Source organism: Rhizobium sp. BR 317 (assembly GCF_047445835.1).
In the GTDB taxonomy this organism is placed as follows: domain Bacteria; phylum Pseudomonadota; class Alphaproteobacteria; order Rhizobiales; family Rhizobiaceae; genus Rhizobium; species Rhizobium paranaense.
In genome coordinates this window covers 24,360-45,376 of sequence record NZ_JARWLB010000020.1, presented here as the reverse complement: position 1 = coordinate 45,376, position 21,017 = coordinate 24,360, and the positions used below count along the sequence as shown (strand labels likewise).

The window sequence follows — 21,017 nt, the reverse complement described above, 5'->3', positions numbered from 1 at the left end:
GGCACTTCGTGCTGCATTTTGCGGTCTATACGGCATAATAACCTTCAAACGATGCAAACATCAACATCTTCAGCATGACCTGCGGTGGCAACTCTGCTATTTTTATAATATGTCCGAAAATAGGGAGGGCTCAACTATGCATTCTAATCTTAAGAATCTCGCGGTCGCAGCGAGGGTGGGAGACACGGATCCGCCCGAGACTCACGATTGGCTGGCCTCGCTTGAGTCACTCCTCGGAAACGGTGGAAAGGAGCGCGCCCGCTTTATCCTTTCTGCAATTGAGGAAAGAGCGACAGAGTTGGGCGTCCTGCCAGACCTGTTGCCATTCTCCCCGTATCGAAACACCATACCGATCGACGAGCAGCCGCGCTTTCCGGGCGACATTGAAATGGAAGAACGGATTACCGCGATCTTGCGGTGGAACGCGCTCGTCATGGTGATGCGGGCCAACAAAGCTTATGGCGAACTAGGTGGGCATATTGCGAGCTATGCCTCGGCAGCCGAAATATTTGAGGTTGGCTTCAATCACTTCTTCCAGGGACCAGACGCCGAAGGGGGTGGCGATCTCGTTTTCTTCCAGCCACACTCCGCCCCCGGGGTATATGCGCGCGCCTTCCTTGAAGGCCGGCTATCGCAGCAGCAGCTAGAACGTTATCGCCAGGAGATCGGCGGCCCCGGACTTTGTTCCTACCCTCACCCATGGCTGATGCCCGATTTTTGGCAGCTGCCAACCGGATCAATGGGTATCGGCCCATTGAGCGCAATCTATCAGGCAAGGTTCATGCGATATCTTCGCGATCGGGGGCTGGCCAATACAGACGAACGGCGCGTCTGGGGCGTCTTCGGCGACGGCGAGATGGACGAACCCGAGTCGATCGCTGGACTGTCGCTTGCCGCGCGGGAAGGGCTGGACAACCTGGCCTTCATCATCAATTGCAATCTTCAGCGTCTGGATGGACCTGTACGTGGAAACGGCCAGATAATTCAAGAATTGGAAATGCTGTTCCGCGGTGCCGGATGGAATGTCGTCAAGGTACTTTGGGCTTCCGAGTGGGACAGCATCTTCTCACGCGACGTCAATCATGCGCTGCTTCGTCGCTTTGCCGCAACGGTCGATGGAAAGTACCAGACGCTCGGCGCAAAAGACGGCGCCTATAACCTCGCCCACTTTTTCGATGAGGACCCGGAAGTTCGGGCGCTTGTTGCTCACATGTCGGATCGCGATGTTGATGCCCTGCGTCGAGGCGGGCACGATTTCCGGAAACTCTACGCTGCATTTGAGGCGGCGCGCCAGACCAAAGGCAGGCCCACCGTCATTCTCGCCAAGACCAAGAAGGGCTATGGCATGGGGGGCGCAGGCGAATCCAGGATGACCGCGCATCAGGCAAAGAAGCTCGATATTGAGGCCCTTCTCGCATTCCGGGACCGGTTTGACCTCGCTTTGACCAATGAGCAGGTGGAGCGCCTGGACTTCTACCGCCCTGCAGAAGACAGTCCTGAGCTGACATACTTGCGGGCAAGGCGAGAGGGGCTCGGCGGATACCTGCCGGCCCGTAAGCGCCAATCATCTGCCGTCCCGGTCCCGGCCATCGACAGCTACGCTGAGTTTGCATTGAGGGCAGACGGCAAGGAGATGTCGACCACAATGGCAGTCGTGCGTCTGTTCAGCAATTTGTTGAAAGACAACGAGCTTGGTCCGCGCATCGTGCCGATCGTCGCCGACGAGGCGCGCACTTTCGGGATGGCCAACATGTTCCGTCAGGTTGGCATCTATTCTCCGGTCGGACAACTCTACGAGCCCGAGGATGCCGGCTCGATGCTCTACTACAAAGAGGCGAAGGACGGACAGCTGTTGGAGGAGGGGATCACGGAGGCCGGCGCAATTGCTTCCTGGACGGCGGCCGCCACCGCCTACAGTGCACACGGCAAGGCGATGCTGCCATTTTACATCTACTATTCGATGTTTGGATTCCAGCGCGTGGGCGATCTCATATGGGCGGCGGCCGATCAGCGGGCGCGAGGCTTCCTGATTGGCGCGACCGCTGGACGGACGACCCTCGGCGGGGAAGGCCTGCAGCATCAGGACGGTTCCAGCCTGGTGATGGCCGCCGCCGTCCCCAACTGCCGCGCCTATGATCCCGCCTATGCCTATGAAATGGCAGTTCTCCTCGACCATGGAGCTCGCTCGATGCTGGAGGCGCAGAAGGACGAATTCTATTACATCACTGCGATGAACGAGAACTACGCCCAACCCTCGATGCCTGAAGGCGCAGAGGCAGGCATCGTTAAGGGTCTCTATAAGCTCGCGTCCCATTTACCGCAGAAGGGCCAGCCAACCGTCCGTCTACTGGGTTCCGGCGCAATCCTGCCGGAGGTCGTGGAGGCAGCAAAACTTCTGAAGGACGATTGGGGTGTTGGCACAGACGTGTTTTCGGCAACCAGCTTTTCCGAGCTTGCTCGAGACGCCCGCGATGTCGAACGCCATAACAGGCTGAACCCGCTTGCGGAACCTCAAGTGAGCCATGTTGAGGCGTGCTTGCGGGGCAGTGCGCCGATCATAGCGGCAACTGACTATGTCCKAGCGTGGCCTCAGCTTATCGCGTCCTATGTGAACGCACCTTTTTCCGTGCTTGGCACGGATGGCTTTGGACGCAGTGACACCCGAGCAGCCCTGCGTGCCTTCTTCGAGGTTAACCGCCATCAGATCGTGATAACGGCGCTTTCCGCGCTCGCACGGGAAGGTGCAACCATGCGCGAAACGGTCGCCGAGGCAATCGACCGCTACGGGGTCGCGGCTGACGCGCCTGCACCCTGGACTGTTTGACCCCCATTCTTCCAAGGCTGATCATGAGCAACCTCATAAACATTTTCTTGCCGGACATCGGCGACTACAAGGACGTTCCCGTCACTGAAATTCTCGTAAAGCCCGGCGACAGCATCTCCCGCGATGATCCGCTTCTCAGCGTCGAGTCCGACAAAGCAACGATGGAGGTCCCGGCGACCGACGCCGGCACGGTGCATGAGTTGAAGGTCGAAGTCGGCAGCAGGGTGTCGAAGGGCTCGCTGCTCATGGTGCTGGAGCTGACGGCCAGTCCCACCCCGGAGCTGGAAATACGCAAGGCGGATAACGACACACCCGCTCGACAGGCGTCGATAGCAGATAATCCTGCACCGCCAGCGCCCGAACCGGTTCCGGCCACAGAAAAAGCCGCACCGGCTGGATCTGTCCCCGGCGGCGCACACGCGACCCCCTCGGTGCGCGCCTTGGCGCGAGAACTCGGGGTGGATCTCGGCAAGGTCAAGGCCACCGGGACCAAGGGCCGTGTCCTGCATGAAGACGTCACCGCGCATGTGAAGAAAGCACTGGAAGCGCCAGCAACGGCAAACGGGATGGGCATCGGAGCGGATCTGCCACCTTGGCCGTCCGTCGATTTCGAAAAGTTCGGCCCCGTGACCCGCGAGCCCTTGTCGCGCATTCAAAAGATCTCTGGCGGCAACCTCACACGCAATTGGCTGACGATCCCGCATGTCACCAATTTCGATAAGGCTGACGTGACCGAGATCGAGACGTTTCGTCAGACGATCAACTCAGAATCGCGTTCATCCGATTTCAAGCTCACTATGGTCGCGTTTCTCATCAAGGCGTCCGCTCGCGCACTGAAGGCATTCCCCCGTTTCAACGCTTCGCTTGTTGGTGATGAACTTATTCTGAAGAACTATGTCCATATCGGTTTTGCAGCCGACACGCCAAAGGGTCTCATGGTTCCGGTCATTCGTGACTGTGATACAAAGGGTCTTCGAGACATTGCGACGGAAATGCGCGCACTCGCGGACAAGGCGCGTACAGGGACGCTTGCGGGTGCAGACATGCAAGGTGGGTGCTTCTCGGTCTCTTCGCTCGGAGGCGTTGGCGGTTCTGGGTTCACTCCCATCATCAACGCCCCGGAAGTGGCGATCCTGGGAGCCGGTCGTTCGGCCACAGAGGCGGTCTGGGACGGGACTGGTTTCCGGCCACGTCTGATCCTCCCTATCAGCCTGTCCTGGGACCATCGCGTGGTGGATGGCGTCGCAGCCGCAAATTTCCTCGGCCATATCGCCGCAACCCTTGCCGACTTCCGTCGCGCAGCGCTCTGAGGACATGACATGACCGATATACGCCTTCCGGACATTGGGGACTTTACAGATGTTCCGGTCATCGAGGTGCTGATCAAACCGGGAGATGACGTCCTTCTCGACCAGCCAATCCTGACGCTTGAATCCGACAAGGCGACACTTGAGGTGCCATCGCCGCAGGCTGGGCGTATCGAAACGGTTGCCGTCGCAGTCGGTGATCGCGTTTCGATTGGTTCGCTGATCGGGACGATCTTGCCTGCGCCAGGAGCCGCGCCGGAGACCGTGCCACAAGCTGCGGCAGAGCTCCAGCGGTCCCGAGTAACGAAAGAAGCGCCGGTCTCCCAAGCGATGCTGGTGGTAAAGGATGCGGCGGAGGTTGACTTCGACGTGGCGGTCATCGGCGGCGGCCCTGGAGGTTATTCAGCTGCGTTCCGCGCGGCCGATCTTGGGCTTCGCGTGGTCTTGATCGAAAAGGATGAGACCCTGGGTGGCGTCTGCCTCAATGTGGGGTGCATTCCCTCTAAGGCATTGCTGCACGTCGCAGCGCTCAAGCTTGAAATGGAGGGACTCGCGGAACACGGGCTAGCCTTCTCCGAACCGGCGATCGGTCTCGGCAGGCTTCGGTCCTTCAAGAATGCGACAGTGTCACGTCTCACAACGGGGCTCGCGCAAATGGCAAGCAAGCGCAGCGTCGAAGTCGTCCGGGGAACGGCGACATTCGCCTCGTCCCGTAGTCTCACCGTCGACGGCACGGGTTTGATCAGTTTCGCCCATTGCATCATCGCGGCGGGCTCCTCGCCGGTGCGGCTGCCGTTCCTGCCTGAAGACCCTCGTATCATCGATTCTACAGGTGCGCTCGAGTTGCCGCTCATTCCAAAGCGCATGCTGGTGATCGGCGGTGGGATTATCGGCCTCGAAATGGCGACGGTCTACAGCGCGCTAGGGGCAACGGTCGACGTCGTCGAGCGCCTCGATGGGCTCCTCGCGGGGATCGACCGCGATGCCGTAGCGATCTGGCGGAAGGAAAACGCCAAGCGTCTCGGCGATATTTTCCTTGGCGCAAGCGTCGAGAAGGCGACCGCCGGGCCAGAGGGTATAACGGTTTCGATCGGCAGCTCGCCGCCGGTGGAGCGGACATACGACCTCGTTCTTCAGTCTGCCGGCCGCAGACCCAACGGCGCATCTCTMGGGCTCGAGGCGGCCGGCATTGCAGTGGACTCGAGCGGCTTCATCACAGTCGACAATCAGATGCGTACACGTGCGAAAAACATCTTCGCTATCGGTGACATTGCCGGCGACCCTATGCTGGCGCATAAAGCCGCTCATGAAGGTCACGTTGCCGCCGAAGTCGCAGCCGGCATGAAAAGTCACTTCGATGCCAAAGTCATCCCGAGCGTCGCCTATACCAATCCGGAGATTGCTTGGGTCGGCGTCACTGAGGATGCAGCCAAGATCTCGGGCCGAAAAGTGAAGACAGCAAAGTTTCCCTGGGCCGCGTCTGGGCGTGCGATTGCCAACGGCGCGGCGTATGGAATGACGAAGCTGATCTTCGATCCTGATACGCATCGTCTTGTCGGGGGTGTGATTGTTGGACCCAATGCTGGCGATATGATCGGTGAAATCTGCCTCGCGATTGAGATGGGAGCGGATGCCGTAGATATCGGCAGAACAATTCACCCGCATCCCACCCTCGGCGAGACGATCGGCATGGCTGCCGAGCTCTTTGAGGGCGTCTGCACAGATCTTCCGCCCAGCGGACATTCGTCAGGAAGGGTGGGCGCCAGTTGAGCGCCCCCCTGATAACGCCAGACAAAAAACTGATGCATATATCAGTATTGTGATTTATCACAGTTATATGCATAATTGCGTTGAGGAAGAGCTTGATCGCCATGATCCGGCACAGGGAGGCAAAGGCAACCACCATGAATTTTGTATTTGAGCACCAGCCGGTACCAAGTGTTGCGGTAGAAGGCGAGTCCGCCCGTTTTCCAGTTCGCCGCATCTTTTGTGTTGGCCGAAACTATGAAGCTCATGCGCGCGAAATGGGGAAGGATCCTTCGCGCGATCCTCCGTTCTTCTTTACAAAGCCTGCCGATGCCGTTGTGGACGATGGTATTGTGGTGCCCTACCCGCCCCTCACGCAGAACTTTCATCATGAGGCGGAATTGGTGGTTGCGATCGGTCGCCCCGGTTTCAACGTGACGGAAGGCGATGCTTGGGAGCTCATCTGGGGCTATGCGGTTGGCAACGACTTAACTCGGCGCGATCTGCAGCTCGACGCACGTGACAAGGGAAGACCGTGGGACTGGGGGAAGGCTTTCGATAACTCGGCGGTATGCGGACCAATCCGCAGGGCGCACGAGACCGGACGACTGGAAAAGGGTGCGATCCGACTTTCAGTAAACGGGACGGTCAGGCAAGAGGCAGACCTGTCCGACCTCATCTGGTCCGTACCCGAAATCGTGTCGATTTTGTCTAGCGCTGTGCAATTGCTTCCCGGAGATCTTGTGTATACGGGGACTCCCGCAGGTGTCGGCGCCTTGGTTCCCGGAGATGTCTGCAAAGTTGAGATCGAGGGACTCCGTTCCATTACAACGCCGATCGGTGCGGCGCTATCATGACCGCCTTCATCCTTCATAACTATTTCCGCTCGTCCACGTCGGTCAGGGTCCGCGCTGTTCTCAACTGGAAGGGTTTGCCATACGAATACGTCCCTCACCATTTGCGCAGAGGTGAGCACCGCGAGGCATCCTACCTCGCGATAAACCCTCAGGGTCTGGTTCCTTCGCTTGTATTGGAGGATGGCACGACCCTAACCCAATCGCTTTCCATCATAGAATATCTGGAAAGGGAGCATCCCGAGCCGCCGTTGTTACCCAAGACGTCAATCGACCGGGCGCGCGTCCGTGCAATCGCCTACTCAATCGCCTGCGAGGTTCACCCGCTGAACAATCTTCGTGTTCTCGAGTATCTACGATCCGCTTTCGGCGCCGATGAAGACGCCATCGCCCTGTGGTTCAGACACTGGGTTAATGAAACATTCAAGCCTCTTGAAAAAATGCTGGCCGAAGATGCCAAGACAGGCCGCTTTTGCCATGGAGACGCGCCGAGTATCGCGGATGTCTGCCTCTACGCCCAGGTGATCAACAACCAGCGCTTCAATGTAGATATGTCTGGTTATCCAACGATCAGCCGGATCTTTGAAGCTTGCGCGCAATTGCCCCAATTTCAACAGGCAGCTCCGGACAATCAACCCGATGCGGAGTGATATCAACCACGCCGCCGGCAATGACAGTTTCAGCTAAATCCAACGCAACCAGGCACGGCGGCAGCCAAAGGTTCATTGGTTCATCGGGAAAAGACCGCAAGGAGGAGAAGATGAACGAGGCAAGCCACAGCAATGTCATGAAATCCGAGGATACCCCTGAACTTCGTCAACTCTATGCGGATTTTGAGGCGGGGCACCTGATGCCTCTCTGGACTCAGATCGATGACATCATGCCCGTCGTCCCAAAACCAAAAGCGGTGCCGCACGTCTGGAAGTGGTCTCACCTTTTCCCGCTGGCTGAGCGCTCAGGTGCACTCGTTCCAGTCGGTCGCGGTGGCGAACGGCGTGCAATCGGACTGGCCAATCCTGGTCTGGGTGGCAAGGCGTACATCACACCCACGCTTTGGGCCGCAATCCAATATCTCGGGCCACGAGAGACAGCACCAGAGCATCGACATGCCCAGAACGCATTCCGCTTTGTTGTCGAAGGTGAAGGGGTCTGGACCGTTGTGAACGGCGATCCCGTGCGGATGAGCCGAGGCGATCTCTTGCTGACGCCAGGGTGGCACTTCCACGGACATCATAATGACACGGACCATCCCATGGCCTGGATCGACGGTCTCGATATTCCATTTTCATACCAAAACGACGTTGGATTTTTTGAATTCGGGGCAGACCGCGTTACCGACTATGCCACCCCCCGGTTTTCGCGCGGCGAGCGCCTGTGGGCACATCCCGGCTTACGGCCATTGTCGGAACTCAAGGATACTGTGAGTTCGCCGCTGGCTGCTTATCGGTGGGAAAACACGGACAAGGCGCTGACCGAACAATTGCTTCTGGAGAACGAAGGACAGCCGGCAACGGTTGAACAGGGCCATGCCGCAATTCGCTATGTCAATCCCACCACCGGCGGGGACGTCATGCCCACTATTCGGTGCGAGTTTCACCGGCTACGCGTGGGAACGATAACCCCGCCCCGCCGGGAGGTGGGCTCGAGCGTGTTTCAGGTTTTCGAGGGAGCAGGCACTGTTGTGCTGAACAATATCGAAAGCAAGCTTAATAAGGGCGATCTCTTTGTCGTCCCGTCCTGGGTGGCCTGGTCACTCAAGGCCGAAACCCAATTCGATCTGTTCCGCTTTTCGGACGCGCCGATAATGGAGCGTTTGGGCTTTGCCCGCACCCAGGTGGAAGGGGTAGGTCGCTAACCAGGAGACTGATGCAGGAGTCCGGAATGACTGATCAGAATGAGATAGCGGCTAAGGCCTGGTTGCGTGACAGGCAGGGGCAGGGCGCGCGTTACGATGCGCCGACGGCTCCGGTGCATCACCTTCTGCTGGCCCGACGAGGAACAGCCTACTTTGCCCGCAAGCTCAACGAAATGACGGATGCGGAATTCGACGCACCTTCGCTCGTTACAGGCTGGAGACGGCGCCACGTTGTCGCGAACATCGGATATCAGGCCCGCAAACTCGCACGCCTGGTCGAGGCCGCGCGGAAAGGCGCGTCAGTAGAGTGCCTGACCGAGCCTGAGAACATCAATGAAGACATTGAATTTGGTGCGACGCTTCCTGTACATGCCCTGCGGTATTTATTTCAACACTCACAGGTCCATTTAAACGTTGAGTGGCGCGATCTTACCGATGCGGGATGGGAAACGCATGTCAGATCACTCGCTGGCGAGTTAACACCCATTGCAAGTACACCTTGGATGCGCGCGCGGGAAATCTGGCTGCAGGCGATCAATCTTGACTGGGGGGGAAATGTTCAGGAAATTCCGGACGAACTGCGACAGAGCTGCAAGCCTCGTAGCGACCGCCATTCGTCCGGTGGGTCCCCAACTCGAGAGTAAGCTGAGACATGCTTGCTGCCAGTTCAAATAATCTGGCTTCAGCCCCGTTGCTATGTCCTCAGGTTGTCATAGTCGCTAAAAAAGACCTAACTCCAGCAAACCGCATCCTGTTCCATAAATACCCCTTACGCCACTGACACCGAAATAGCGGGATCAACGGTTAAGGCACGGCGGGAGCTTTCGAGGCCAGCGTTCGACTTGTTGCTATGGGGTTCGCGTTTTAGGGCCAAGAAGATCGCATAATGCATCGATCGGAACTCTGCGCTCAGGCGGCTCACGACCAGCATGAGCGCTTCGATATAGCATTTAGTTTTGCGCGCTGGCAGGGGTATGCAATGAAGCGCCCGCCTTTTCGGCCGCTGCCCGCAGACGCTTGTCTCTGGTCCATAAGACCGCTCGTTGATCGAGGAGAACTGAGGCCATCAAGTGGGCATCTGTATAGCCAATGCCCATACTGAAAATGGCGTGGCGATCAATCATCATCATAACTTCGTCGTGCGTCGCGACGAACGCTTCGCGCTGGGCCGCCAGGAAAGCTATCACGCTACTGCGATCCCGAAGGCTGCCAAGTGCGAGCTCTCCGATTACGGCTGGATGGCATAAGAGACGATCGTCCTCAATAATCCTACGCAGCTCTGAATCGGCATGCCGGAAATGATCGATCCAGATGGAAGTGTCGGCAAGTATCACTTGGCAGCTGCGCTCCGGCGGCGTGGGGCTGCCTCCGCATCCGGCATAGTTCCGCCAAGCGCGATGAGGCGTTTTCCCGACTCCACACGAACAAGCGTCTCCAACGCTTGGCGGACCAGAGTGGCGGTTTCTTTCGTGCCCGTTAGAGACCTAGCCCTTTCCATGAGGGTGTCGTCGAGATTGATAGTCGATCGCATCGTTTGGCTTCCTAATTATGGTGTTATAGATAGCACCATTTGGTGATAAAATCTACGCCTGATCTTCACTCCAATAGGTCGGCCGTCGGATGTGCAAATCCAGCGGCACGATATTTGCATCAGGCGCGGGTTCCGGTCCCATGACGGCATGTCGCCGAACAGTCTGATGACGGGGGGCTGGAAGGAGGCCGTAAGCCGCTTGAAGATCGCGGCCCAGCCAAAGACATGGAGGCGCTTCCGCGTGGAGCGGGCCATCGAGGAAAGCTCAACGATCCGTTCGCTTCATCTTACGCCGGTCGATGGAGAGGCTGTCATCCCGCACCTTGCAGGCCAGCATCTGCCGATCCGCATCAAGGACGGGAAGGACACGCGTCGTCGAAACTACACGATATCAAGTGCTCCATCGGATGACTGCTACAGGCTGAGCGTCAAGCGTGAGGGCCGGGCATCCACGCTCCTTCACGCACTGCAGGAAGGCGACGAGATCGAGGCGCTGGCGCCTCTTGGAGCGTTCACCATCGATGCGACGGAACGCAGCCGTCCGGCCGTGTTCCTCGCGGCTGGCATCGGTATCGCTCCGCTGCTGTCTATGCTGCGCCATGTCGTCCAGACTGGCGATAGAACGCGCCATCGCCGGCCAGTCTGGCTAGTGCGGTCGTCGCGCATCTCTGCCGAAAGAGCCTTTGATCGCGAAATCGGCGAACTGGTCGCGCGTAGCGAAGGGACGGTCCAGGATATCAGGGTGCTCGGAACGCCCGATGTCGGCGACGAGGGCCTTTTTGATAGGGCCGGTCGTATCGACATGACGCTGTTGAAGGCATATTTGCCATTCGGAGACTTTGTCTTCTACATCTGCGGGTCTTCCGCCTTCATGCAGTCGATGTATGACGGGCTGCGCGGATTGAATATTCCAGACGGTCGTATACATGCGGAGGCGTTCGGCCCCTCCGGTCTGAAGCGCGATCCCGGTGTTCGCTTGTCCGCGCTGCCGCCTCTGCCCATAGCTCAAGCTCCGACCCGCGTCGTCTTCACACGATCAGGAAAGGAGGGTGCTCTGGAAGCCGGGCGGCGGCTCCTTGCTGGAACTCGCCGAGCAGTGCGGCCTCAGCCCACTCTATGGCTGCCGGGCTGGCAATTGCGGCGATTGCCGGACAACAATTGTCAAGGGCGACGTCAGTTATCAAGCAAAGCCTGGCTATGCCGTAGCAGATGGCGAGGCGCTGATCTGTTGTTCGGTTCCTGCACAAACGGACGATGAATTGCAGCTCGATTTGTGAGGGCTGGCCAGAGCGTGGCGCGCTCCCGCTGAACGCGAGCAGAGCCACGTGGATCCTCAGCAATCGCCTCGGCACCACGTTCCGTGGCCATGAACCAGTGATCTCACTACCTCTATGCCTGTCGGAATGATGGCGTTTTCAGCACGCCCATTCGAGGCAGAGAGTATAGAAGCGCTATCCGCTCCACACGATCTGGCCAGCCGACTGCGATGGCGGCCTTTGCGCCTCTCCCCGCTCTCCTGAAAGCGGGCAGAGCCAGGTCATGGCTTTATATTTCAACGGAGCCGCGGATCTCTTTGGCCCTGACCATCGCACCAAAGAAATCGAAGTCTCTCTGCAACCCGATCTTCTGACGCCCAAAGCGCAGGGCGACAAGGTCGCAGATGGCCTCGACGCCGTCTATTCCTTCTCTATCGCCAGACGGTTTTGGGAGATTCGCGACTGGGCCTTTCCTGGACAAACGCCTTGATCTGTATTCGGTGTTCATACGATCCTCTCGTCTGACTGAGGATCCCTCATCGGTGCCCACATAGTCGGATTGCTCAATCGGAAAGAAGTTGCCGGCTTCGGCAACACGCTTCATCTGCTTAGGTCCAGCCCGAGCACCGGTGTGGGTGTCGGCGGTCGGACACGTGCGTCGGGAACTGGTCACGGGCCACCCAGGGACTTAAGGTAGGCGATGATATCCGCGCGATCCTACTCGCTCGAAACGCTGACGCTCATGCGCGTTCCACGCACAGCCTTGGTCGGGCCGGCAAGGTAGTGGTCGAGGGCCTCCTCCGTCCAGATGATGCCGGCGTTCGAAAGCGCCGGGGAGTAGCGATAGCCCTCGACGGTTGCCGCTTCTCGCCCGACGACACCGTTTAGGAAGGGCCCGGACTTGTTCTCGCCTTCCACCGAGTGGCACCCCGAACAGCGGCTGAAGAGTTGGTGGCCACGGACCGTGTCGCCTGAGTCTGCGGCGGCGGCCTGGCCCGCAATGCAGAGGGTCGCGATGGACAAGATCAATCGCAGTGCATTGAGCATGGTCACGCCTTCAGCTCTTCCGGATTGATCGGCAGGGTTCTGACACGCCTGCCTGTGGCTGCAAAGATAGCGTTGGTGACCGCGGGGAAGACCGCAGAGGTCGCTGCCTCGCCGATGCCTCCGGGCGCCTCGACGCTTCGCACGATGTGAGTTTCCACATGCGGCGCCTCATCGATGCGAAGCGGCAGATACGTGTCGAAATTGTTTTGCTCGACGCGGCCCTGGGCGAAGGTGATTGCGCCGTAGAGGGCCGCAGTCAGGCCATAGAGCGCGCCACCCTCCATCTGGGCGGCGATCGTATCCGGATTGACCGTCAAGCCGCAGTCGACCGCCGTCACKATCCGTGGAACGCGAACCGTTCCATCTGTCGCCACTGAGACATCGGCGATCATTGCGAGATAGGTTCCGAAGGCGAATTGTACTGCAACGCCGCGGCCCTGCCGCTCGGGGAGTGTTTTGCCCCAACCCGCCTTTTCTGCCGCGAGCTCGAGCACGGCCAGCGCACGCGGGTTTTCCGAGAGCAGCCGTTTGCGATAGTCGACGGGATCGGTCTTCGCCGCTGCGGCCAGTTCGTCGATGAAGCTTTCGACCACAAAGATATTGTGGGACGGCCCAACGCCCCGCCACCAGCTTGTTAGGACACCTGGCGGCTCAACCTGCTTGAACTCGACGTGGATCGTCGGAAGCTTGTAGGGCGGGTGGGCGGCGCCCTCGACGCCGTCGGGATCGACGCCGTTCTGCATGACAGCGGGTGCGATGCGAGCAAAAATCGAGGATCCGGAGACGCGGTGGCTCCAGGCGATAGGACGGCCGTCTTGATCGATCCCCCCGGAGATCCGATCGTAATAATAAGGTCTGTAGTAGCCGTGCTGGATGTCCTCTTCACGGCTCCAGATCACCTTGACCGGGCCCTGGACCTGTCTTGCGATCTTCACGGCATGAGCAATGCCATCGGCCTCCAGCCGTCGACCAAAGCCGCCACCGACAATGTGGTTGTTGATGATGATCTTCTCGGGCTGCAGGCCGGTGACCGCAGCCGCCGCCTGCTTTGCCGCAGACATGTTTTGTGTTCCGACCCAGAGTTCGCAGGTGTCCTCGCGCACATGGACGGTACAGTTCATCGGTTCCATGGCCGTATGGGCAAGGAAGGGCAATTGATATACGGCATCGATCGTGACAGCCGCGCTGGATAGCGCCGTTGCGACATCGCCTTCGCTGCGTGCCACGGCTCCGTTCTCCTGCGACTGTTCATCAAGCTGCCGGAGGATGTCGGCCTGTGACACCGTGCCGTTCGCGCCGTCTTCCCACGCGATGCCAGCGGCCTTGAGCCCCTTCTTGGCAGCCCCTGTGTGGTCTGCGACGACCGCCATGGAATCCTCCGTGATCACGACCTGCTTCACACCCTTGATGGCCAGTGCTGCCGCCTGGTTCACAGAGATCGGTTTCCCGCCGAGGACTGGCGCGATTGCAATGGCTGCGAACTTCATCCCGGCAGGCGAGGCGTCGATACCGTATATCAATGCGCCATTCGTTTTCGAGCGCGTGTCGAGGCGTTTCGCTGAGGTCCCGAGCAGCCTGAAGTCGGCCGGTTGTTTGAGGGTGATGGTGTCCGCAGGGGGAATCGGCATAGAGGCGGCCATGTCGACCAGCTCACCATAGGCCCGCCGCGTGCGCCCGTCCGGGTTTAGGACGAACCCTTGCTCGGTCTTGCATGCGGCCACGTCGACCTTCCACTCCCTGGCCGCCGCCTGCATGAGAAGAAGCCGCGCTGTCGCGCCAGCCGTTCGCAACGGTGTCCAGAATGCTCGGATCGAAGTCGACCCTCCGGTCATCTGTCGTCCGAGCACCGGATGACCGTAAAGCGCTTCGTTGACGGGCGCATGCTCGATCTTCACTTCCTCCAGGCTGACATCCAGTTCTTCGGCAATCAGCATCGCCTGGGCGGTATAGATCCCTTGCCCCATTTCCACCTGTGGCATGACCAGGGTGACAAGACCCCTGCGGTCGATCCGGATGAAGCCGTTCGGTGCGAAGTCTGTGGCGCCAAGAGGTCCGGTGGAAAGAGGTCCGAGACTGACGATGAGACCGCCGCCGAGTGCTGCGCTCGCCTTGAGGAAACTGCGTCGGTTGAGGCTGGGGCCGTTCATTCTGTTCGACATGATCTCTGCTCCTCTCAGGCGCTGGCAAGCTTGATGGCTGCGCGAATGCGCTGATAGGTCCCGCATCGACAGACATTCCCGGACATGGCGTTGTCGATGTCTTCGTCGGTCGGATGTTCAACGTCAGAGAGAAGGGCAGCAGCCGACATGAGCTGACCCGACTGGCAGTAGCCGCATTGCGGCACATCCAGCTCGATCCAGGCGTTCTGAAGCGCCGTCCCGTGCGGAAGCGTCCCAAGCGCTTCAATCGTCGTGATCTCGCTGTCGGCGACGCTGTCGATCGGAGCGACACAGGACCGCGTCGCAACGCCATCTACATGGACGGTACAGGCGCCGCACAGCGCTTGCCCGCAGCCAAATTTGGTGCCTGTCATGCCGAGGACGTCGCGAATGACCCACAGAAGTGGCGTGTCGCCATCCACATCGACTGAATGCGGGTGTCCATTGATCTGGAGGGTGAACGCCATGTGCCTTGCTCCGTTGAAGACCTGAAGGTCGGCGGAACATGCAGTGTTTATCGATGTGGATAAATCGGCGTCTGCTGCACTTGCTGCATAGAGTAACTAAACAATCTGTAGATGGCTGCTCGGGCGTTTGCGAGCGCGTCGTCTGTGGCTATGCAGCGCCCGTTTCAGTCCATCGATGATCGCCGCAGCTCCGAGCAGGCATCGATAAAGACGCGCAGCTTGGGCTGCGCCTGAGCTGCCTTGGTAAAATAGAGATAGAGCCCGTCCGTGCCGGGTGAGTAGTCGAGCAAGACCGGTTCGAGCTGCCCGGCAGCGACGCGGTGTGACGCGTGGTAAGTCGAGGAGTAGATAAGACCCTGACCGCGTGCTGCAAGCCGTTGCATCAGCTCTCCGTCGTTGACGGTGACGGGGCCTGTAGGCTCGATGCTGACGTTTTGCCCATTCTCCAGGAATTCCCAGCGATAGATGTCGCCCTTTTCGGGACGACGAAAACGGATGCAGTTGTGCTTGGCGAGATCTGCCGGGACCATTGGCCGCCCATGCTTGTGGAAATAGTCCGGAGACCCGAAAACCGCCCAATGGAAGTGCGGGGAAAGCCTGACCGCAATCATGTCCTGAGCGATATAAGGCCCGATGATGATCCCAGCATCGTAACCGGCGGCCACGAAGTCATGATGCCTGTTGCTGACTGTGATATCGACCTTGACCTTGGGCCAGGCGGCAGAGAACTCGGGCAGGAGCGGCTCGATGACGAAGGGCACCGCGAGGCGCTCGACGATGAGCTTTAGGGTCCCGGAAGGTTCGTTTGCGGAGCCTGACGCCTGGTCAAGGCTGGCCTCGATAGCCTGTGCGGCAGGTCCGACCTCGGCGAGCAGCGCTTCACCTGCCTCCGTCAGGGAGATCCGTCGCGTCGTTCGGTGAAACAGCGGCGTGCCCAATCGACGCTCGAGCTTCTGCAGCGCCTGACTGACGGCCCCCGGGGTGACCTCGAGGTCCAGTGCGGCCTTGCGAACGCTGTTCCGGCTTGCGACCGCCAGGAATTCTGCCAATCCATCAAACGGGTTCTGACGGCCCATGCTCTCCTCATCGACACTTGCCAGCGCTGCAGTCGTCCATCCGCTGGCTACATGCGACCCATAGCGGATAAACGCAACTGAATTCTGGACTCTGATGCCTTCCCTCGAGTTGGTGTAGCTCGCACTACCCGAGTGTCACGTGGGACTGCGGACCGGCCTCGGTCCGTTAGATCGCCCATTCCGCTTATGTCTCGTCTCCTGCCTCCGGTTCTGCCATGAAGCAACGGGGCATCGCCAACGCTTGACAAGGCCTCCGACATCATAATTATACGTCGTATAAATATGGAGCATGGCATGGTTTCCGGACACGTCTTCATTGCGACGAGCCTTGATGGCTACATCGCCCGCGAGAACGGTGACATCGACTGGCTGCTGAGGCATGACCAGGCCGGTGAGGATCACGGCTACGACGACTTCATCAGTGATATCGACGTCATCATCATGGGTCGGGGCACCTATGAGGCAGTCAGGGGCATGGGCGATTGGTTCTACACCCGCCCGGTGCTTGTCTTGTCGTCAGAACTTGCACCACGGGCGATTTCTCCCGAACTCTCTGGTCGGGTGCGCTTCACCGACCGATCTCCTGAAGAGGTAATGGCGATGCTGCACTCGGAAGGAGCGAAGAGGGCCTATGTCAATGGCGGCGCCGTCATCCGGTCCTTTCTCAAGCGTGACTTGATCAGCGACATGGTAATCACGACCATTCCCATCCTGCTCGGCGCAGGGCTTCCGCTCTTCGGCGGCGATCCCCGCGATGTGGCGCTCAAACATCTGCGCAGCCAGGCTTTCCCATCCGGCCTCGTCCAGTCGTATTATGAGGTCATCCGGTGATTGGAAGGAAACCCGGTCGGCCGGCTGACGGGAAGACCATCGCCAAGGACGCGATCTTGGCCGACGCCCTGGCGCTCCTCTCGTCCGAGGGCGTCGAGGGCTTGACGATGCGAGCCCTGGCGGCCCGTGTCGGCATCACGCCGATGACGATCTATCACCGCTTCGGGGATCGTGATGGGTTGATCCGTGAACTGGCGGAACTCGTCTATGCTGGGGTCACTGTCCCAACCACGGGCGATGTGCTTGCACGGGCGCAGGACCTACTCGTCGCCTACCATGCCAAGGTGCTTTTGCATCCCTCCCTTACCTTGGCGATCTTCGCGCGGCCGGCGCTTTTTCCAGCTGAGGCGCGGCGAATAACGGAGACGCTGATCTCTCTCCTGCGCGAGTCCGGCCTGTCATCGGAGCAGGCTCTGCGATGGGCTTATGTCCTGATCGACTATGCGCACGGGGCAGCGCTTGCCATGGCCGCTCAGTCGGTGGGTGAGCAGCTCGAAGACGGAAATGCGGCAGGGCCGCATGGGTTCGAACTTGGACTTGCTGAGTTGCTTGATGCTCTGCGACGTCGCAGAAACGACTTGTAGCCACCACGCTATCTGCTGAGGTCATCGCATGCTGGACGTCGACACGCTCGATTAGCAGCTATACTGATGTCGCCTGACGCTGCTGATCCAGATCTATGGAGATCGCTGGAAAGCACGACGAGCGACGGCGGCGTCGTCGTGCTTTCCAGCAATCACCAAGATTGGTTTTCCCGGCACTGCCGTAAAATCGAAACCTTGGGAGAGCGGCTGTGGACGCAGTAGGATTGCGCCTGCGAACCTCTCGGGATGATGCAATTTCTGGGGGCTTTGAGTGGAGAAAGCGGTTGAGGTTTCGCTTTCGATTTCCGCCGATGCACCCCTGTGAAGAAGAACCTGCTGGCGCGTCTGCTTGGTAAAAGATCCCGCTCAATGCAATACCGGCGGAGTGCATCCCAGGTACTCGTGTGCAAGGGAATGTATCGGCTCTTGCCGAACTTCGTCTCGCGGATCGTCAACGCGCCGGTTTCCATATCGGCGTCCTCGCGAAGCAGGCGTGCAGCCTCCGAAAATCGCATGCCCGTCGATGCCAGCAGCCCGAAGAAATAATGATAGGTCACGCCGCGAAAGCTTCCCGGATGCAACAGAGGCATTGCCTTGAGCGGGTCGGCGATTTGGTCATCTGAATAGATGAAAGGCCGTGGCCGCCGTTGTGGCGCGAAAATGCCGGAAGGCGGAATCTCGGTCTTCGGGTCCGTCAAGATGAGATGGCGGGCGAAAGACCTGACGGTCGACAGTCGCGATGACCAAGTCCGAGGTCCGCACTGGTGCTCCGCCCATTCAACCGCAAGCTTGGCGGTGATGTATTGTTCGCCGCGCGCCTGCGCATATTCCACGAAGTTGCGCAGCCGGCTTTCCTGGCTCTGGAGCTTGAAACCGAGAGAGCGGCGCAGTGCCAGATATTGCTCAAGGGACATCTTCATCGTGTTCATAGGTTTGCTCCCATCCACGGACGGGCAAGTAATCGAAGGCGCTCGGTGTCGAGCTTCGCATAGATTCTCGTTGTGTCTGGCTCCTTGTGGCGGAGAACCCGGGCCAATTCCGTGAGGCTCACGCCGGACCGGATCGCCATCGTCGCAAAGGTGTGCCGAAAAACATGGGCATGATGTGAGCGAAGACCTGTAATCGCGGCCCGCTTCAGTGCCCGACCGGCGATAAGGATGACAGGTGTGGCGGTGAAGAACGGTGTGCAGGGAGTCTCGACCCTGTGAAAGATGGTCCGGGATCCGGTGGTGGGCCGTCCATTCAATATGTAATCCGCAATGGCCGCGCCTACGTCCTGTGGCAGCGGCATTGTTGCTACCCGCCCGCCTTGTCGGGCGAAATGAAAAACTGACCCCCTAACGAACCGAAGAACTGACCCCTCGTGTCAAAACGAGGAGTGATGGATGACGAGCACGATTTTATCGCATCCTGCATTGTCGCGAACGATGCAGGACGGGGATATGCTTCAGGCTGATGAGGTGGTGGCGATGTTGCGGCTGCACGAGCTCGGTTGGGGCGCCAAACGTCTATCGAAGGAGTTCGGATGCGCCCGCAATACGGTCCGGCGCTATCTTCGAGAAGGCGGAGTTGCACCGTTCAAACAGCCTGTTCGACGCACGGCGTTCGACGGGCTTGATGATTGGCTTCGCGAGCGTTTTTTCCGGCATGACGGCAATGCGGATGTAATCCGCCAGGAATTGGCGAGTGAGCATGGAATCACCATCGGTCTGCGTTCAGTTGAGCTTCGAGTTCGGCAGTGGCGGCGAGAGCTAAAAGCACAGAAGCGGGCGACAGTCCGCTTTGAGACGGCGCCAGGCCATCAGATGCAGATCGACTTCGGTGATACGAAGGTGTGGATCGGCGGCGAGCGGGCTCGGGTTCATCTGTTCGTGGCGACGCTGGGCTATTCGCGGCGGATGCATGCTCGCGCGTCACTCAGGGAGCGGCAGGCGGACTGGTTCGAGGGGATGGAAGGCGCCTTTCTGCGGTTTGGTGGGGTTCCGGCGGAAGTGCTGATCGACAATGCGAAAGCCCTGGTCGAGCATCATGATGCGGTGACGCGAGAGGTAAGATTCAACGCGCGACTGCATACTTTTGCCCGTTATTGGGGCTTCACGCCGCGGGCCTGCGCACCGTATCGGGCGAGAACGAAAGGCAAAGACGAGCGGGGGGTCGGCTATGTCAAGAAGAACGCGATCGCCGGGCGACGCTTCGAGAGCTGGGCCGAGTTCGAAGCGCACCTGGATCGATGGACACGCGAAGTTGCCGACCAGCGTGAACACGGCACCACCGGTGTCAAACCGGCGGAACGTTTTGCCGACGAAGCCAAGGCGCTACGTCCGCTGGCCGGACGGGCACCCTTCGGACAATTGCGGGATCTGGTTCGCAAGGTTCAAGCCGATTGCGCGATCGACCTCGATACCAACAGCTACTCGGTCCCTTGGCACCTGATCGGCGAAAGCGTTCAGGTCGTAGTGTTGGCCGGCCGCGTGATTATCCGTCATGCCGGCCAGGTCATCGCTGACCATCTCCAGTGCCGGGGGCGACGACAACGAATTGTGGACCGGGCGCACTTTGTTGGCGTGACCGGCTTCGACGGGCCGGTGCGTAAAGAGGCCATCGAGGCCGCGCCCGCTGCCTTGCTGCGGCCGCTTGCGGAATATGAAGCAGTGGTTGGAGGAGGCTGGTGATGACGACTGTGGATCATGACGTGCTGATCGCAACGCTCGACCGGCTGAAGCTGACGGCAATCCGCGACCAGCTCGATACGTTGCTAGACGAGGCAGCGCGGTCGAAGATGACATTGCGGGAGGCTCTCGCCTTCCTGGTATCGCGCGAGATCGCCCGGCGCGACGAGCGGCGGATATCGATGTCGAGCAAGCTGGCGCAATTCCCGTTCGTGCGCGAACTGGACGGCTTCGACTTCGAGGCGCAGCCCTCGCTGGATCAGGGGCAGATCAGGGAACTTGCGACCTGCCGCTGGATCGCCCACGGTGATACTGTTCTGTTCCTTGGACCACCAGGTACAGGCAAGACGCATTTGGCTGTGAGCCTCGGCCGCGAGGCAATCCGTCAAAATTACAACGTCCAGTTCGTCACGGCGGCTACCTTGGTGGCTATGCTGGCGAAGGCTCACAGCGACGGCTCGCTCGACAAACAGTTGACGATTCTGTCGCGACCGAAATTGTTGATCATCGACGAGCTGGGGTACTTGCCCTTCGAGGCCAATGCCGCCCACCTGTTCTTCCAACTGGTGTCTCGGCGCTACGAAAAGGGCTCAATCCTGATCACTTCAAATCGCTCCGTGGGCGAATGGGGAAGTGTTTTTGGGGATCCCGTCGTTGCCACGGCAATATTGGATCGCCTGCTTCACCACTCGACAGTGATCACCATTCGGGGCGATAGCTACCGACTTCGCGAAAAGCGCCGCTCCGGCCTTCTGCAGAAGGCCGGAGCGGCGCTTGAAACCAACGAAACTGCAAACCAATGAGGGGGTCA

At 59.4% G+C, this 21,017-nt stretch carries 21 protein-coding genes and 1 pseudogene; 13 read left to right on the top strand and 9 right to left on the bottom strand.

Annotated features, from left to right (window positions below):
- The first annotated feature begins 136 nt into the window (after positions 1–136).
- The 7 genes from mdeB (at position 137) to QD357_RS25345 (ending at position 9,230) form a co-directional block, all read left to right on the top strand.
- On the top strand, positions 137–2,824 hold the full coding sequence (mdeB, locus tag QD357_RS25375; protein WP_414125273.1) for an alpha-ketoglutarate dehydrogenase: 2,688 nt from the start codon (positions 137–139) through the stop codon (positions 2,822–2,824).
- Between the two features lie 23 nt (positions 2,825–2,847).
- The gene (locus QD357_RS25370) at positions 2,848–4,134 is read left to right on the top strand and encodes a 2-oxo acid dehydrogenase subunit E2 (RefSeq protein ID WP_414125272.1); all 1,287 of its coding nucleotides are present in this window, start codon (positions 2,848–2,850) and stop codon (positions 4,132–4,134) included.
- Between the two features lie 9 nt (positions 4,135–4,143).
- Positions 4,144–5,901: a dihydrolipoyl dehydrogenase gene (gene lpdA, locus QD357_RS25365; protein WP_414125271.1), complete on the top strand. Its 1,758-nt coding sequence runs from the start codon at positions 4,144–4,146 to the stop codon at positions 5,899–5,901.
- Between the two features lie 134 nt (positions 5,902–6,035).
- On the top strand, positions 6,036–6,734 hold the full coding sequence (locus QD357_RS25360) for a fumarylacetoacetate hydrolase family protein (protein ID WP_183940770.1): 699 nt from the start codon (positions 6,036–6,038) through the stop codon (positions 6,732–6,734).
- Positions 6,731–7,381 (top strand): maleylacetoacetate isomerase, encoded by a 651-nt coding sequence (gene maiA, locus QD357_RS25355; protein ID WP_414125270.1) that lies wholly within the window; start codon positions 6,731–6,733, stop codon positions 7,379–7,381. Before QD357_RS25360 ends, maiA begins: the two co-directional genes overlap by 4 nt.
- 110 nt (positions 7,382–7,491) lie before the next feature.
- A complete protein-coding gene (locus tag QD357_RS25350) occupies positions 7,492–8,586 on the top strand; it encodes a cupin domain-containing protein (RefSeq protein ID WP_414125269.1) in 1,095 nt (364 codons plus the stop codon).
- Between the two features lie 26 nt (positions 8,587–8,612).
- Positions 8,613–9,230 carry a maleylpyruvate isomerase N-terminal domain-containing protein gene (locus QD357_RS25345; RefSeq protein ID WP_331371236.1) on the top strand — a complete coding sequence of 206 codons (618 nt, stop codon included), beginning with the start codon at positions 8,613–8,615 and terminating at the stop codon, positions 9,228–9,230.
- A gap of 306 nt (positions 9,231–9,536) precedes the next feature.
- Here QD357_RS25345 and QD357_RS25340 read toward each other — a convergent pair whose 3' ends face one another.
- Both QD357_RS25340 and QD357_RS25335 read right to left on the bottom strand, forming a co-directional pair.
- A complete protein-coding gene (locus QD357_RS25340; protein WP_414125268.1) occupies positions 9,537–9,920 on the bottom strand; it encodes a type II toxin-antitoxin system VapC family toxin in 384 nt (127 codons plus the stop codon).
- Positions 9,917–10,117, bottom strand: coding sequence for a type II toxin-antitoxin system VapB family antitoxin (locus QD357_RS25335; RefSeq protein ID WP_016736583.1), 201 nt, complete (start codon positions 10,115–10,117; stop codon positions 9,917–9,919). Before QD357_RS25335 ends, QD357_RS25340 begins: the two co-directional genes overlap by 4 nt.
- A gap of 148 nt (positions 10,118–10,265) precedes the next feature.
- On the opposite strand from QD357_RS25335, the pseudogene QD357_RS25330 reads away from it, so the two are divergent.
- Positions 10,266–10,985: pseudogene (locus QD357_RS25330) on the top strand (FAD-binding oxidoreductase); the annotation flags it as partial.
- A gap of 181 nt (positions 10,986–11,166) precedes the next feature.
- Positions 11,167–11,394 carry a 2Fe-2S iron-sulfur cluster-binding protein gene (locus tag QD357_RS25325; protein ID WP_414125267.1) on the top strand — a complete coding sequence of 76 codons (228 nt, stop codon included), beginning with the start codon at positions 11,167–11,169 and terminating at the stop codon, positions 11,392–11,394.
- 268 nt (positions 11,395–11,662) lie between these two features.
- Here the strand turns inward: QD357_RS25325 and QD357_RS25320 are convergent, their stop codons facing one another.
- From QD357_RS25320 to QD357_RS25300, 5 genes are all read right to left on the bottom strand, one after another.
- Positions 11,663–11,977, bottom strand: coding sequence for a hypothetical protein (locus tag QD357_RS25320; protein WP_414125266.1), 315 nt, complete (start codon positions 11,975–11,977; stop codon positions 11,663–11,665).
- 113 nt (positions 11,978–12,090) lie between these two features.
- A complete protein-coding gene (locus tag QD357_RS25315; protein ID WP_414125318.1) occupies positions 12,091–12,420 on the bottom strand; it encodes a c-type cytochrome in 330 nt (109 codons plus the stop codon).
- A 2-nt stretch (positions 12,421–12,422) separates the two neighbouring features.
- On the bottom strand, positions 12,423–14,579 hold the full coding sequence (locus tag QD357_RS25310; RefSeq protein ID WP_414125265.1) for a molybdopterin cofactor-binding domain-containing protein: 2,157 nt from the start codon (positions 14,577–14,579) through the stop codon (positions 12,423–12,425).
- Between the two features lie 14 nt (positions 14,580–14,593).
- Entirely contained in the window at positions 14,594–15,046 is a 453-nt protein-coding gene (locus tag QD357_RS25305) for a (2Fe-2S)-binding protein (protein WP_414125264.1), read from the bottom strand.
- Positions 15,047–15,210: 164 nt separating this feature from the next.
- Positions 15,211–16,122 (bottom strand): LysR family transcriptional regulator, encoded by a 912-nt coding sequence (locus QD357_RS25300; RefSeq protein ID WP_414125263.1) that lies wholly within the window; start codon positions 16,120–16,122, stop codon positions 15,211–15,213.
- 294 nt (positions 16,123–16,416) lie between these two features.
- Between QD357_RS25300 and QD357_RS25295 the strand changes: the two genes are divergently transcribed.
- Positions 16,417–16,953: a dihydrofolate reductase family protein gene (locus tag QD357_RS25295; RefSeq protein WP_414125262.1), complete on the top strand. Its 537-nt coding sequence runs from the start codon at positions 16,417–16,419 to the stop codon at positions 16,951–16,953.
- Complete coding sequence (locus tag QD357_RS25290) at positions 16,950–17,537, top strand: TetR/AcrR family transcriptional regulator (RefSeq protein ID WP_414125261.1); 588 nt, start codon at positions 16,950–16,952, stop codon at positions 17,535–17,537. The genes QD357_RS25295 and QD357_RS25290 overlap by 4 nt, the downstream gene beginning before the upstream one ends.
- A 152-nt stretch (positions 17,538–17,689) precedes the next feature.
- Here the strand turns inward: QD357_RS25290 and QD357_RS25285 are convergent, their stop codons facing one another.
- Together QD357_RS25285 and QD357_RS25280 are read right to left on the bottom strand one after the other, a co-directional pair.
- On the bottom strand, positions 17,690–18,466 hold the full coding sequence (locus QD357_RS25285; RefSeq protein WP_414125260.1) for a tyrosine-type recombinase/integrase: 777 nt from the start codon (positions 18,464–18,466) through the stop codon (positions 17,690–17,692).
- Positions 18,463–18,828, bottom strand: a complete 366-nt coding sequence (locus QD357_RS25280; RefSeq protein ID WP_414125259.1) for a tyrosine-type recombinase/integrase — start codon at positions 18,826–18,828, stop codon at positions 18,463–18,465. The genes QD357_RS25285 and QD357_RS25280 overlap by 4 nt, the downstream gene beginning before the upstream one ends.
- Before the next feature lie 94 nt (positions 18,829–18,922).
- On the opposite strand from QD357_RS25280, the gene istA reads away from it, so the two are divergent.
- Positions 18,923–20,209 carry an IS21 family transposase gene (gene istA, locus QD357_RS25275; protein WP_414125258.1) on the top strand — a complete coding sequence of 429 codons (1,287 nt, stop codon included), beginning with the start codon at positions 18,923–18,925 and terminating at the stop codon, positions 20,207–20,209.
- Positions 20,209–21,009 carry an IS21-like element ISSme2 family helper ATPase IstB gene (gene istB, locus QD357_RS25270; RefSeq protein ID WP_183941377.1) on the top strand — a complete coding sequence of 267 codons (801 nt, stop codon included), beginning with the start codon at positions 20,209–20,211 and terminating at the stop codon, positions 21,007–21,009. The genes istA and istB overlap by 1 nt, the downstream gene beginning before the upstream one ends.
- Positions 21,010–21,017 lie beyond the last annotated feature (8 nt).